The organism is Aquincola tertiaricarbonis, assembly GCF_000969605.1.
Classification (GTDB): domain Bacteria; phylum Pseudomonadota; class Gammaproteobacteria; order Burkholderiales; family Burkholderiaceae_C; genus Aquincola; species Aquincola tertiaricarbonis.
The window spans coordinates 515,150-527,719 of sequence record NZ_JZUE01000001.1 but is presented as its reverse complement, the minus strand read 5'-3'; the positions used below and the strand labels follow the sequence as shown (position 1 = coordinate 527,719).

Here is a 12,570-nt window from a genome sequence, read left to right as displayed (position 1 = left end):
CGGCCATGGTGGCGGCACCGCCGCCCACGGCGGCAGGCGGCCTGGCCGGCGCGGGGCTGCCGGACGCGGCAGCCGGGCCGGCGGCCGGCCGCTGCAGCGCGGCGCAGCCGGACAGGATCAACAAGGCCGCTGCAACGGCACTCAGGCGGACGGGTCGGACGGATGAACGCATGTCGGCTTTCAACGGGTTCGCAGCAGGAGCGCCTATGTTCCCACGCTGCGCAAGCCAGCGTTCAGGGGTGGCCGATAGACTGGCTGCGTGAACCAAGCGCCCACCCACCTGCTGTACCTGCACGGCTTCCGGTCGTCACCGCAATCCTTCAAGGCCCGCCACATGGGCGCCTGGATCCAGGCCCACCGGCCCGGTGTGCAGTGGTGGTGCCCCCAGCTGCCGCCCTCGCCCCGCGCGGCGATGCAGCTGCTGACCGAAGGCATCGCCGGCTGGCCGGCCGATCACATGGCGGTGGTGGGCAGCTCGCTGGGTGGCTTCTACGCCACCGCGGTGGCCGAGCGCACCGGCTGCCCCGCCGTGCTGCTGAACCCGGCGGTGAACCCGGCGCGCGACCTGGAAAAGTACATCGGCGAGCAGACCGCCTTCCACGACCCCGGGCAGCACTTCTTCTTCCGGCCCGAGTTCATCGACGAGCTGCGGGCGCTGACGGTGCCGGCGATCACCCGGCCCGAGCGGTATGCCGCCGTCATCTGCCAGGGCGACGAGGTGCTGGACTGGCGCGAGATGAGCGGCCGCTATGCCGGCGCCAATGTGCGCCTGCTGGAAGGCGGCGACCACGCCATCTCCGATTTCGACGTGCACCTGCCCTTCGTGCTCGATTTCCTCCACCTGACACCCTGAAGCAACCATGAGATTGAAAGACAAGATCTGCATCGTCACCGGCGCGGCCCAGGGCATCGGCCTGGCCACCGCCGCCAAGTTCGCGGCCGAGGGCGCGGTGGTGATCGTGTGCGACGTGAAGCCCGCGGCCATCGATGCCGCGGTGACGCACTGCGTGCAGGCCGGTGGCCGCGCCGAAGGCCATGTGGTGGACGTGACCGACCGCGCCCAGGTGGATGCGATGGTGGCCGCGGTGAAGGCCCGCCACGGCCGCATCGACGTGCTGGTGAACAACGCCGGCATCACCAAGGACGCCCGCCTGGTGAAGATGACCGAGGCGCAGTTCGACGCCGTGATCGACGTCAACCTGCGCGGCGTGTTCCATTGCGCGCAGGCGGTGGCCGAGACCATGAGCGCGCAGGGCGGCGGCGTGATCCTGAACGCATCGTCGGTGGTGGGCATCTACGGCAACTTCGGCCAGACCAACTACGCGGCCAGCAAGTTCGGCGTCATCGGCTTCACCAAGACCTGGAGCCGCGAGCTGGGCCCCAAGGGCGTGCGGGTGAACGCGGTGGCGCCCGGCTTCGTTGAAACGCCCATCCTGTCCACCATTCCCGAGAAGGTGCTGGACCACATGCGCGAGCAGGTGCCGCTGCATCGGCTTGGCAAGGCGGAAGAGATCGCCAACGTGTATGCGTTCCTGGCCAGCGACGAGGCGAGCTATGTGAACGGCGCCGTGATCGAGGTGTCTGGCGGCATGACCGTCTGAATCGCGCACCCGGTGCGGTGAGTACACGGCCCCACCCGCCAAGCGGTTAACGCGGCCGCCTTCGGGGCGGCCGGGCGGCGGCCGCGAGAGGCTCCGCTTGATCAGGGTGTGACAATTGGCCGATGTATGCACTGTTCGATGAATCCGGCAAGTTCCTGGCCGGCCGCGTGATGTCCGAGGCCGAGAGCTCGATGCAGATCGAGCTCGACTCGGGCAAGCGCGTCAAGGTCAAGGCGGCCAACGTCCTGCTCAAGTTCGACAAGCCCGCCCCGGCGGAGCTGATCGCCGAAGGGCAGCGCCTGGCACCCGAGATCGACCTCGACCTGGCTTGGGAATTCGCCCCCGAAGGGGAGTTCGGCTTCGCCGACCTGGCGCGCGACTACTTCGATGCCAAGGCCGGGCTGGCGCAGCAGGCCGCCGCCCTCTTCCGCCTCTACGAAGCACCGCATTACTTCCGCCGCGTCGGCAAGGGCCTGTTCAAGAAGGCGCCGGAGGAGACCGTCAAGGCCGCGCTGCTGGGCATCGAGCGCAAGAAGCAGCAGGCCGCGCAGATCGAGTCCTGGGCCACCGAGCTGGCCGAGGGTCGCTGCCCCGAGCCGGTGCAGGAGCAGCTCTACAAGATCCTGTTCAAGCCCGACAAGAACGCGCCCGAGTACAAGGCCGTGGTGGAGGCGGCCAAGCGCTCGCAGCGCGCGCCGCTGGACCTGCTGAAGGCCGCGGGCGCCATCCGCAGCCCGTACCAGTTCCACTGGAAGCGCTTCCTGTTCGAGCAGTTCCCGAAGGGCACGGGCTTTCCGGCGCTGCAGGCGCCCGACATTGCCGAGCCGCTGCCGCTGGCGCCGGTGCAGGCCTTCTCGATCGACGATTCGCAGACCACCGAGATCGACGATGCGCTGTCGGTGCAGGGCCTGGGCACCGGCACCGTGGTGTTCGGCATCCACATCGCCGCGCCCGGCCTGGCCTTTGCGCCGGGCAGCGCCATCGACAAGGTGGCCGGCGAGCGCCTGTCCACCGTCTACATGCCCGGCTGGAAGCTGACGATGCTGCCCGACGAGGTGGTGCAGCGCTACACGCTGGCCGAAGGCCAGGACTGCCCGGCCGTCAGCCTGTACGTGACGATGGACGAGGCCACGCTGGAAGTGCGCGCCAGCGAGACGAAGCTGGAGCGTGTGCCCATCGCCGCCAACCTGCGCCACGACCGGCTGGACGACGTGGTGACCGAGGCCACGCTCACCGGCGCGGCGCCGGCGGACTATGCCTTCGCGCCCGAGCTGGCCTTTGCCTTCCGGCTGGCGCAGCACCTGAAGGCCCGGCGCGAGGTGGTGCGCGGCAAGCCGGAGAACTTCAATCGGCCCGACTACAACTTCCGGCTGGAAGGGAATACCGGCGTGCCCGAGGGCGACGAGACGGTGCAGATCAGCACCCGCCGCCGCGGCGCACCGCTGGACCTGATCGTGGCCGAGGCGATGATCCTGGCCAACAGCACCTGGGGCGGCTGGCTGGCCGAATGCGGCCTGCCCGGCATCTACCGCAGCCAGGCCAGCCTGGCACCCGGCATCAAGGTGCGCATGGGCACCAAGGCGCTGCCGCATGCGGGCATGGGCGTGGCGCAGTACACCTGGGCCACCTCGCCGCTGCGCCGCTACGTCGACCTGGTCAACCAGTGGCAGATCATCGCCTGCGCGCGCCACGGCCGCACCGCCGCGCTGGCCGCGCCCTTCAAGCCGAAGGATGCGCAGCTGTTCTCCATCATCTCGGCCTTCGACGCCGCCTACGGCGCCTACAACGACTTCCAGCACGGCATCGAGCGCTACTGGACGCTGCGCTGGCTGGAGCAGAACGGCGTGACCGAGCTGGAAGCCGCGGTGATGAAGGACGGCCTGGTGCGCGCCGACACGCTGCCGCTGGTGTTCCGTGCCAACGGCTGCGAGCAGCTGCCGCGCGGCGCGCACGTGCGCGTGCGCATCACCGGCATGGACCTGCTGACGCTGGACCTGCATGCGCAGCTCGTCACCCGCCTGGACGACGCGGTGGCCGAGGTGGCTGCCGAGACCGATGCCGAGGTGGACGAGGAGGTGCAGGAAGCCGCGCCGCTGTCGCTGGCCATCGACCTGGGCGATGCGCCCGAGGCGGGCGCCGCCGCACCGCAGGAGGGTGCCGCCCCCGCGGCGGCCTGACGCCGATGGCCGCGGCGCAGCGCCTGGCACGCGGTGGCGGGGGCCGGCCGGCCGGCCGCCCCGCCCTGCTGCGGCGCCTGCGCGGCTGGGGCACGCTGCAGTGGGCGCTGCTGGCCTCGGTGGGCGTGCATGCCGGCCTGTTGACGATGCAGGTGGCCTCGCCTGCCGGGCTGCTGCAGCGCATGGGCGAATCGCCGCTGGAAGTCATCCTGGTGAACGCCCGCGGCGCGGAGCCGCCACCGCAGGCCCAGGCGCTGGCCCAGGCCGCGCTGGCTGGTGGCGGCGAAGCCACGCAGGGCCGCGCCACCTCACCGCTGCCGCCCACGCTGGAAGTGCGCAGCGGCGAGGACGCCGACAGCCGCCAGCGCCGCATCGAGCAGATGCAGACCCAGCAGCAGCAGTTGCTGGCCCAGGTGCGGCGCGAGCTGGCGCTGCTGCCGCCGCCCGATCCCCGGCGCGACACCGGCGCGGCCGACGGCGACGCGCAGGAGGAAAAGCGCCGCCAGATGCTGCGCCTGCTGGCCGAGATCGAAACCCGCATCAACCAGCAGAACGCCGAGCCGCGGCGCCGCTACATCAGCCCGGCCACCCGCGAGGTGACCTACGCCACCTACTACGACCGCCTGCGCCGCCGCATCGAGGAACGCGGCACCCGCGACTTTCCGCGCTTCCAGGGCCGCAAGCTGTACGGCGAGCTGACGATGAACGTCACCGTGGATGCGCTCGGCCAGGTGGTGGAGGCCGAGGTGCTGCGCTCCTCCGGCAACCGCCACCTGGACCAGCGCGCCGTGGCCATCGTGCATGCGGCCTCGCCCTTCGGCCGCTTCAATGCGGCCATGCAACAGGAGGCCGACCAGATCGTGGTCACCTCCCGCTTCAGATTCACCCGCGACGACGGGCTGGAAACCAGCCTGTCCGCCACCTCCCGACGATGAGCACCTCCGCAACCGCCTCCGCGCCCGCCGACGAGCTGTATGCCGTGATCGGCAACCCGATCCAGCACAGCCAGTCGCCTTTCATCCACGCCGCCTTCGCCCGCCAGACCGGCGAGCCGGTGCGCTACAGCCGGGTGCTCAGCCCCTTCGACGGCTTTGCCGACACGCTGCGGCAGTTCATCGCCGAAGGCGGCAAGGGCTGCAACGTCACCGTGCCCTTCAAGCTCGAAGCCCCCGGCCTGGCCGCCCGCGTCAGCGAGCGCGCCGCGCTGGCCGGCGCGGCCAATGTGCTGGACCTGCGGCCCGACGGCTGGGTGGCCGACAACACCGACGGCATCGGCCTGGCGCGCGACATCGCCAACGCCGGCGTGCCGCTGGACGGCACCCGGGTGCTGCTGGTGGGCGCAGGCGGGGCGGCCGCCGGCGCACTGGGGCCGCTGATCGAAGGCCGGCCGCGTGAGATCGTGGTGGCCAACCGCACGCCAGCCAAGGCCCAGGCCCTGGTGGACCGCCACGCCGACTGGGCCCGGCGCCACGGCGTGCGGCTGCAGGCCGGCGGGCTGGACCTGCCCGAAGGCCCGTTCGACGTGGTGCTCAACAGCAGCGCCACCAGCCTGCAAGGCGCGGCCGTGCCCGTGCCGGCCTCGGTGCTGCGGCCGGGCACGCTGGCCATCGACCTGATGTACGGCCCGGCGGCCGAGCCCTTCCTGCAGTGGGCGCGGGCCCATGGCGCCGTGGCCCGCGACGGCCTGGGCATGCTGGTGGAGCAGGCGGCCGAGGCCTTCTTCCTCTGGCGCGGCGTGCGGCCGCAGACGGCGCCGGTGCTGGCTGCGCTGCGCGAGGCGCTGGCCCGGCCATGAAGCAGCTGGGCCGTTGGATCGCTCTGGCGGTGCTGTGCTTCCTGGCACTGCAGCTGTACTTCGGCCTGCGCGTGGCGCTGATGGTGGTGGTCGACCCGCAATCCACCGCCTTCCAGCGCAGCGAGGCGCGGCGGCTGCTGGGCAGCCAGGCCGGGCGCCAGGCCGGCTGGAGCCAGCAGTGGGTGCCCTATGAGCGCATCGCGCCCAGCCTGAAGCGCGCGGTGATCGCCAGCGAGGACGCCAGCTTCGTGGACCACGGCGGCGTGGACTGGGAAGCCATCGAGAAGGCCTGGGACCGCAACCTGCGCGCCGAGGCCCAGGCCGAGAAACGCAACCAGCTGCTGGCCCAGCGCCAGGGCAAGGCCGCGGCCAAGGCACCGCCCGTGCCGGCGCAGCCGCGCATCGTGGGCGGCTCCACCATCACCCAGCAGCTGGCCAAGAACCTGTTTCTCTCGTCCGAGCGCACCACGGTGCGCAAGGGGCAGGAACTGGTCATCACCTACATGCTGGAGACCCTGCTGGGCAAGCAGCGCATCCTGGAGATCTACCTGAACAACGTGGAATGGGGCGAAGGCGTGTTCGGCGCCCAGGCCGCCGCGCGGCACTACTTCCGGGTCGATGCGGCGCAGCTCGGCACGGCGCAGGCCGCCCGGCTGGCGGTGATGCTGCCGGCGCCCAAGCGCTTCGAGCGGCGGCCGGGCTCGCCCTACATCGTGGGCCGCGCCGGCACCGTCGCCGCCCGCATGGGCGCGGTGGAACTGCCCTGATCCGTATCATCCCCGGCATGAGTGAATCGATGAGTGCCGACATCGCCGCCACCGCCGCCCGCCTGGTAGTGGAAGAAGGCATGGAGTACGGCCCGGCCAAGCGCAAGGCCGCCCGTTCGCTCGGCCGCTCGCGCCCGGCCGACCTGCCTGGCAACGACGCGGTGGAGGACGCGGTGCGCGAGTACATCAGCGTGTTCTGCGCCGATACCCAGCCGGCCGAACTGGCCGCGCTGCGCGGCCTGGCGCTGCGCTGGATGGAGCGGCTGGCCGAGTTCCGGCCGCACCTGTCGGGCGCCGCCTGGCGCGGCACCGCCACCCGGCTGTCGGCCCTGCACCTGGACCTGTATTGCGACGACACCAAGTCGGCCGAGATCGAGCTGATCAACCAGGGCGTCGACTACGACGTCGGCAGCCTGCCGTCCCCGCGCGGCGGCGAGCCGGTGGACATGCTCTCGCTGGCCAGCTGGTGCCCCGAGCTGGACGATCACGTGACGCTGTTCCTCGCCATCCGCGACCTGGACGACCTGCGCGGCGCCCTCAAGCCCGATGCCACCGGCCGCACCCTGCGCGGCGACCTGGGCGCCTTGCGGCGCCGCATGGCCGAGGATGCGGCCGACCCCGAGGCTTCCGACACATGAAAAGACGCAGCACCTTGTTCGCCGGCGTGGGCGCCCTGGCCGCGGTAGCTGGCGCCGGCCTGGCGTGGTGGCGGCTGTCGCCCGGCCCGGTGGATGACGAGGCCGCGGCGGCGCTGTGGTCGCTCAGCTTCACCCAGCCGGACGGCGGCGAGCTCCAGATGGCCGGCCTGCGCGGCCAGCCGCTGGTGCTCAACTTCTGGGCCACCTGGTGCCCGCCATGCGTGAAGGAGCTGCCGCAGATCGACCGCTTCCACACCGACTTCCGGGTCGCCGGCTGGCGCGTGGTGGGCCTGGCGGTGGATGGGCCCACCCCCGTGCGCGAGTTCCTGCGCAAGCAGCCGCTGGGGTTCCCCATCGGACTGGCGGGGCTGGAAGGCACCGACCTGTCCAAGCGGCTGGGCAACACGGCCGGTGCGCTGCCGTTCACCGTGGTGTTCGGCCGCGATGGCCGGCCGCTTCATCGCAAGCTGGGCGAGACGAGCTACGAGGAATTGGCCTCCTGGGCCCGCTCCGCGGGCTGAAGCCCTAACAGCCTTCTAATTTTTGTCAACACCGGGTAACGGCGGATAAACCGCGTAGAGTTCGCTCCCCGCGCCCTGCTCGCAATTATTCGCGGACCTGTTGTTCCGCTGCGACGCCAGGGTGGACGAAACGCCGGTGATGCCGGCCACTTCGCCGCAAAACTTGACTTGATCGCGCGTGATGCCGGGTGCTGCCCGCTTCGTGTGCAGGAGAACGAACAATGGATCTGCGCAAGCTCAAAACGCTCATCGACCTCGTGTCGGAATCGAACATCTCCGAGCTCGAGATCACCGAGGCCGATGGCAAGGTGCGCATCGTCAAGGCCGATCCGCAGGCCGCGCCGCAGGCCTATGCACCGGCTCCCGCGCCGCTGCAGCAGGCACCGGCGCCGCTGGCCGCTGCCGCCCCGGCAGCCGCGCCGGCGGTGGAGGCACCGGCCGAGCCCAGCGGCCACATCGTCAAGTCGCCGATGGTGGGCACGTTCTATGCGGCGTCCAGCCCGGGTGCCAAGCCGCTGGCCGAGGTGGGCCAGGCCGTCAAGGAAGGCGAGCCGCTGTGCATCATCGAGGCGATGAAGATCATGAACGAGATCGAAGCCGACAAGAGCGGCACCGTCACCAAGATCCTGGTGGACAACGGCCAGGCGGTCGAATTCGGCCAGCCGCTGTTCATCATCGAGTGAGGCCGGCCTCGTGTTCAAGAAACTGCTGATCGCCAACCGCGGCGAGATCGCCCTGCGCATCCAGCGCGCCTGCCGCGAGATGGGCGTCAAGTCGGTCGTGGTGTATTCCGAGGCCGACCGCGACGCCAAGTACGTGAAGCTGGCCGACGAGGCGGTGTGCATCGGCCCGGCGCCGTCGGCGCAGAGCTACCTCAACATGCCGGCCATCATCTCCACCGCGGAGGTGACCGACGCCGAGGCCATCCACCCCGGCTACGGCTTCCTGTCCGAGAACGCCGACTTCGCCGAGCGCGTGGAGAAGAGCGGCTTCGTCTTCATCGGGCCGACGCCCGAATCCATCCGCATCATGGGCGACAAGGTCTCGGCCAAGCAGGCCATGATCAAGTCGGGCGTGCCCTGCGTGCCGGGCTCGGAGGGCGCGCTGCCCGACGACCCGAAGGAGATCATCCGCACCGCCCGCGCCATCGGCTACCCGGTGATCATCAAGGCCGCCGGCGGCGGCGGTGGCCGCGGCATGCGCGTGGTGCACACCGAGGCAGCGCTGCTGCATGCGGTGCAGACCACCAAGGCCGAGGCCGGTGCCGCCTTCGGCAACCCGGCGGTGTACATGGAGAAGTTCCTCCAGAACCCGCGCCACATCGAGATCCAGGTGATGGCCGACTCGCACCGCAATGCGGTGTGGCTGGGCGAGCGCGACTGCTCCATGCAGCGCCGCCACCAGAAGATCATCGAGGAAGCGCCGGCGCCGGGCATCCCGCGCCGGGTGATCGAACGCATCGGCGACCGCTGCGCCGCCGCCTGCAAGAAGATCGGCTACCGCGGTGCCGGCACCTTCGAGTTCCTGTACGAGAACGGCGAGTTCTACTTCATCGAGATGAACACCCGGGTGCAGGTGGAGCATCCGGTGACCGAGATGGTCAGCGGCATCGACATCGTGCAGATGCAGATCCGCGTGGCCGCCGGCGAGAAGCTGCCCTTCGCGCAGCGCCAGATCCAGCAGCGCGGCCATGCGATCGAGGTGCGGGTGAATGCCGAGAACCCGTACACCTTCGTGCCCTCGCCGGGCCGCATCACGATGTGGCATCCGCCGGGCGGCCCGGGCGTGCGGGTGGACTCGCACATCTACTCGAACTACTTCGTGCCGCCGAACTACGACTCGATGGTGGGCAAGATCATCGTGCACGGTGACACCCGCGAGCAGGCCCTGGCCCGCATGCGCACCGCGCTGGACGAGACGGTGGTCGAAGGCATCCAGACCAACATCCCGCTGCACCGCGAGCTGATGGTGGACGCCAAGTTCATCGAAGGCGGCACCAGCATCCATTACCTCGAAGGCTGGCTCGCCCAACACAAGAGATGATGTCCGCCCCCACGCTCACGGCTTCGCCGCTTCGCTGCCCCGCGAGGCGGCTCGGCATCGGCTGCGGAGGCCCGCATGTTTGAGCTGGTGCTGCGCGCGCCGGAGCCGCTGGTCGAGGCGGTGTCCGATGCCTTGATGCTCGAGCTGGACGCGCTGTCGGTCTCGGTGGAAGACGCCGACGCAGACAGCGACGCCGAGCAGGCGCTGTTCGGCGAACCGGGCATGCCGGCTCCCAAGGCCGGCTGGCAGCGCTCCACGCTGCGCGCGCTGTTCGCCGAAGAGGCACAGGCCACCGAGGCCGCCACGCTGCTGCTGGCCCAGGACTGGGCCGCCGACGTGGCGATGCAGGGCCTGCAGCTGGTGCCGGAGCAGGACTGGGTGCGGCTGACGCAATCGCAGTTCGCGCCGGTGGAGATCACGCCCGACTTCTGGATCGTGCCCACCTGGCATGAGCCGCCCGCCGCCGCCCGGCAGGTCATCCGGCTCGACCCTGGCCTGGCCTTCGGCACCGGCACGCATCCCACCACCCGCATGTGCCTGCGCTGGATCGCCCGCCAGGCGGCCGGGCGCGGCGCCGGCTGGTCGCGGGTGCTGGACTACGGCTGCGGCTCCGGCATCCTGGCCATCGGCGCGGCGCTGCACGGCGGCCGGGCCATCGACGCGGTGGACATCGACCCCGCGGCCGTCACTTCCACCCTGGCCAATGCCCAGGCCAACGGCGTCACGCTGCACGCTGGGCTGCCCGACGCGGCCGGCGGGCACTACCCGCTGGTGCTGGCCAACATCCTGGCCACGCCGCTGAAGCTGCTGGCGCCGCTGCTGTGCGGCCATGTGGCCCCGGGCGGCGACCTGGTGCTGGCCGGCATCCTGGAACGCCAGGCCGAGGAACTGACGGCCGCCTACGCACCCTGGTGCGAGCTGGCGGTGCACGACCGCGAGGACGGCTGGGTGCTCATGACCGCCCGCTTCGCACCATGAGCCTGGCCACCCGCTGCGCCCAGTGCGGCACGGTGTTCCGCGTGGTCGAGGATCAGCTCAAGGTCTCCGAGGGCTGGGTGCGCTGCGGCCGCTGCGAGGCGGTGTTCAATGCGCTGGAGTCGCTGTTCGACCTCGAACAGGAGACGCCCCCGCCCTGGCCGGGCGCGCCCGATGGTGAACCGCCTGCCCCGCAGGCGCCGCAAGAGCCCCTGCCGGCGCCGCGTGCCGGCGCGCTGGGCCCCCTGGAGCCGCCGCCCTTCGAGCCGTCCGACCTGCCCGGCGACGACCTGCCCGCTTCCGCCCGGCTGGACCACCGTCCGCTGCTGCACCAGCCCGACGACGAACCCGACGACGGCCACCGCCTGGACCCGCGCTTCCAGCCCACGCAGGCGCCGCAGGAATTCTCGGACGACGAGCCGGACGACGAGCCCTTCCGTGCCCGCTCGGCCCCGCTGCCGATGCGCGAATCGCCGCCCGACCTGGTGCCGCCGCCGCCGGCCGCCCGACCCGCCGCCGCCTGGGCCGATCCGGCGCCGGTGCCGCCGGCGGCCGCCGCCGCGGCCCCGGCCCGGCCTGCCACGCCCGAGTTCATGCGCCGCCCATCGCCGCGACAGGCCGGCCTGTGGCAGCGCCCCGGCGTGCGCGGGCTGCTGGTGCTGGCCGCGGTGCTGCTGGCGCTGCTGCTGCTGGCCCAGATCGGCCTGCGCTGGCGCGATGCGCTGGCCGCCCGCTGGCCGGAATCGGCGCCGGTGCTGCACGCACTGTGCGGCCTGGCCGGCTGCCAGGTGGAGCCGCTGCGCCGGGTGGACAGCCTGGCCGTGGACAGCAGCGGCCTGGTCAAGCTGGAAGGCCATGCCAACAGCTACGAGTTCAACGCCACGCTGCGCAACAACGACCGCGTGCCGGTGATGCTGCCCGCCTTCGAGCTCACGCTCACCGATGCGCAGGGCCAGGTGGTCAGCCGCAAGGTGCTGAGCGCTGCCGCCATGGGCGCCAGCGGCAACACCCTGGCGGCCGGCGGCACGCTCAAGCTGCAGGGCGTGCTGGCTGGCGGCGAACGCAAGCTCACCGGCTACACCGTCGAGATCTTCTACCCCTGATCCCTTCGCCCTCTCTTCTCCAGGAGCCTCCATGGCCGCCCTCATCTGCGGATCGCTTGCGTTCGACACGATCACCAACTTCCCGGGCCGCTTTGCGCAGCAGATCCTGCCGGAGCAGGTCCACATCCTGAACGTCAGCTTCCTGGTGCCCACGCTGCGCAAGGAGTACGGCGGCTGCGCCGGCAACATCGGCTACACCCTGCGGGCGCTGGGTGGCGACGCTGTGGTGATGGCCGCGGTGGGCAGCGACGGCAAGGACTATGTGGAGCGGCTGCAAGGCCTGGGCATCGACGTGTCCTGCATCCACACCGACGCCGGCAGCTACACCGCGCAGGGCATGTGCATCACCGACCAGGACAACAACCAGATCTGGGCCTTTCACCCCGGTGCGATGAGCCTGGCCCACCTGACCGAAGTGCCTGCGCGCAGCGACCTGAAGATCGGCATCATCGCCCCCGACGGCCGCGACGCCATGTTGGTGCATGCGCAGCAGATGCATGCGGCCGGCATCCCCTTCGTGTTCGACCCGGGCCAGGGCCTGCCGATGTTCGACGGCGCCGAGCTGCGCCGCTTCGTCGAGCAGGCCACCTGGGTGACCGTCAACGACTATGAAGCCCGCATGCTGTGCGAACGCATGGGCACCGACATCGAGGCGCTCTCGCGCTCGCACCTGAAGGGCGTGGTGGTCACGCTGGCCGACCAGGGCTGCGAGGTGTGGCAGCAGGGCCAGCGCACGCTGGTGCCCGGCGTGAAGGCCAGCGACGTGCTCGACCCCACCGGCTGCGGCGACGCCTTCCGCGGCGGCCTGCTGTACGGCCTGGAACGAGGCTGGGAGCTGTCCCGCTGCGCGGCGCTGGGCAACCGCCTGGGTGCGCTGAAGATCGCCAGCCGCGGCGGCCAGAACCACCAGGTGGATCCGGCCATCCTGGAGGGCTGAAGCGCCCCACAAA

The 12,570-nt window shown here is 71.1% G+C and carries 13 protein-coding genes; all 13 read left to right on the top strand.

The window, feature by feature from the left end:
* Positions 1-259 precede the first annotated feature (259 nt).
* The 13 genes from VO99_RS02520 (at position 260) to VO99_RS02460 (ending at position 12,557) form a co-directional block, all read left to right on the top strand.
* On the top strand, positions 260-853 hold the full coding sequence (locus VO99_RS02520; protein WP_046111179.1) for a YqiA/YcfP family alpha/beta fold hydrolase: 594 nt from the start codon (positions 260-262) through the stop codon (positions 851-853).
* A gap of 7 nt (positions 854-860) precedes the next feature.
* Complete coding sequence (fabG, locus tag VO99_RS02515; protein WP_046111178.1) at positions 861-1,601, top strand: 3-oxoacyl-[acyl-carrier-protein] reductase; 741 nt, start codon at positions 861-863, stop codon at positions 1,599-1,601.
* A gap of 122 nt (positions 1,602-1,723) precedes the next feature.
* Positions 1,724-3,778, top strand: a complete 2,055-nt coding sequence (locus VO99_RS02510; protein ID WP_046111177.1) for a ribonuclease catalytic domain-containing protein — start codon at positions 1,724-1,726, stop codon at positions 3,776-3,778.
* 5 nt (positions 3,779-3,783) lie between these two features.
* Positions 3,784-4,713: an energy transducer TonB gene (locus VO99_RS02505; protein WP_083440290.1), complete on the top strand. Its 930-nt coding sequence runs from the start codon at positions 3,784-3,786 to the stop codon at positions 4,711-4,713.
* Positions 4,710-5,573 carry a shikimate dehydrogenase gene (gene aroE / locus VO99_RS02500; protein ID WP_046111176.1) on the top strand — a complete coding sequence of 288 codons (864 nt, stop codon included), beginning with the start codon at positions 4,710-4,712 and terminating at the stop codon, positions 5,571-5,573. Before VO99_RS02505 ends, aroE begins: the two co-directional genes overlap by 4 nt.
* Positions 5,570-6,340 carry a transglycosylase domain-containing protein gene (locus tag VO99_RS02495; RefSeq protein ID WP_046111175.1) on the top strand — a complete coding sequence of 257 codons (771 nt, stop codon included), beginning with the start codon at positions 5,570-5,572 and terminating at the stop codon, positions 6,338-6,340. Before aroE ends, VO99_RS02495 begins: the two co-directional genes overlap by 4 nt.
* 29 nt (positions 6,341-6,369) lie before the next feature.
* On the top strand, positions 6,370-6,978 hold the full coding sequence (locus VO99_RS02490) for a hypothetical protein (RefSeq protein WP_232315240.1): 609 nt from the start codon (positions 6,370-6,372) through the stop codon (positions 6,976-6,978).
* Positions 6,975-7,499, top strand: coding sequence for a TlpA family protein disulfide reductase (locus VO99_RS02485; protein WP_046111173.1), 525 nt, complete (start codon positions 6,975-6,977; stop codon positions 7,497-7,499). The genes VO99_RS02490 and VO99_RS02485 overlap by 4 nt, the downstream gene beginning before the upstream one ends.
* Before the next feature lie 221 nt (positions 7,500-7,720).
* A complete protein-coding gene (accB, locus tag VO99_RS02480) occupies positions 7,721-8,182 on the top strand; it encodes an acetyl-CoA carboxylase biotin carboxyl carrier protein (protein WP_046111172.1) in 462 nt (153 codons plus the stop codon).
* 10 nt (positions 8,183-8,192) lie between these two features.
* Complete coding sequence (gene accC, locus VO99_RS02475; RefSeq protein ID WP_046111171.1) at positions 8,193-9,542, top strand: acetyl-CoA carboxylase biotin carboxylase subunit; 1,350 nt, start codon at positions 8,193-8,195, stop codon at positions 9,540-9,542.
* A gap of 75 nt (positions 9,543-9,617) precedes the next feature.
* Complete coding sequence (prmA, locus tag VO99_RS02470; protein ID WP_046111170.1) at positions 9,618-10,520, top strand: 50S ribosomal protein L11 methyltransferase; 903 nt, start codon at positions 9,618-9,620, stop codon at positions 10,518-10,520.
* The gene (locus tag VO99_RS02465) at positions 10,517-11,620 is read left to right on the top strand and encodes a zinc-ribbon and DUF3426 domain-containing protein (RefSeq protein ID WP_046111169.1); all 1,104 of its coding nucleotides are present in this window, start codon (positions 10,517-10,519) and stop codon (positions 11,618-11,620) included. The genes prmA and VO99_RS02465 overlap by 4 nt, the downstream gene beginning before the upstream one ends.
* Before the next feature lie 31 nt (positions 11,621-11,651).
* Positions 11,652-12,557 (top strand): carbohydrate kinase family protein, encoded by a 906-nt coding sequence (locus tag VO99_RS02460; RefSeq protein ID WP_046111168.1) that lies wholly within the window; start codon positions 11,652-11,654, stop codon positions 12,555-12,557.
* Positions 12,558-12,570: the final 13 nt, after the last annotated feature.

Bases quoted from the DNA above. Each gene is read 5' to 3' on its own strand.
- prmA (WP_046111170.1), top strand. From the start codon at position 9,618: ATGTTTGAGCTGGTGCTGCGCGCGCCGGAGCCGCTGGTCGAGGCGGTG.
- VO99_RS02485 (WP_046111173.1), top strand. From the start codon at position 6,975: ATGAAAAGACGCAGCACCTTGTTCGCCGGCGTGGGCGCCCTGGCCGCG.
- aroE (WP_046111176.1), top strand. From the start codon at position 4,710: ATGAGCACCTCCGCAACCGCCTCCGCGCCCGCCGACGAGCTGTATGCC.
- accB (WP_046111172.1), top strand. From the start codon at position 7,721: ATGGATCTGCGCAAGCTCAAAACGCTCATCGACCTCGTGTCGGAATCG.
- VO99_RS02510 (WP_046111177.1), top strand. From the start codon at position 1,724: ATGTATGCACTGTTCGATGAATCCGGCAAGTTCCTGGCCGGCCGCGTG.
- VO99_RS02495 (WP_046111175.1), top strand. From the start codon at position 5,570: ATGAAGCAGCTGGGCCGTTGGATCGCTCTGGCGGTGCTGTGCTTCCTG.
- fabG (WP_046111178.1), top strand. From the start codon at position 861: ATGAGATTGAAAGACAAGATCTGCATCGTCACCGGCGCGGCCCAGGGC.
- VO99_RS02460 (WP_046111168.1), top strand. From the start codon at position 11,652: ATGGCCGCCCTCATCTGCGGATCGCTTGCGTTCGACACGATCACCAAC.
- VO99_RS02505 (WP_083440290.1), top strand. From the start codon at position 3,784: ATGGCCGCGGCGCAGCGCCTGGCACGCGGTGGCGGGGGCCGGCCGGCC.
- VO99_RS02490 (WP_232315240.1), top strand. From the start codon at position 6,370: ATGAGTGCCGACATCGCCGCCACCGCCGCCCGCCTGGTAGTGGAAGAA.
- VO99_RS02465 (WP_046111169.1), top strand. From the start codon at position 10,517: ATGAGCCTGGCCACCCGCTGCGCCCAGTGCGGCACGGTGTTCCGCGTG.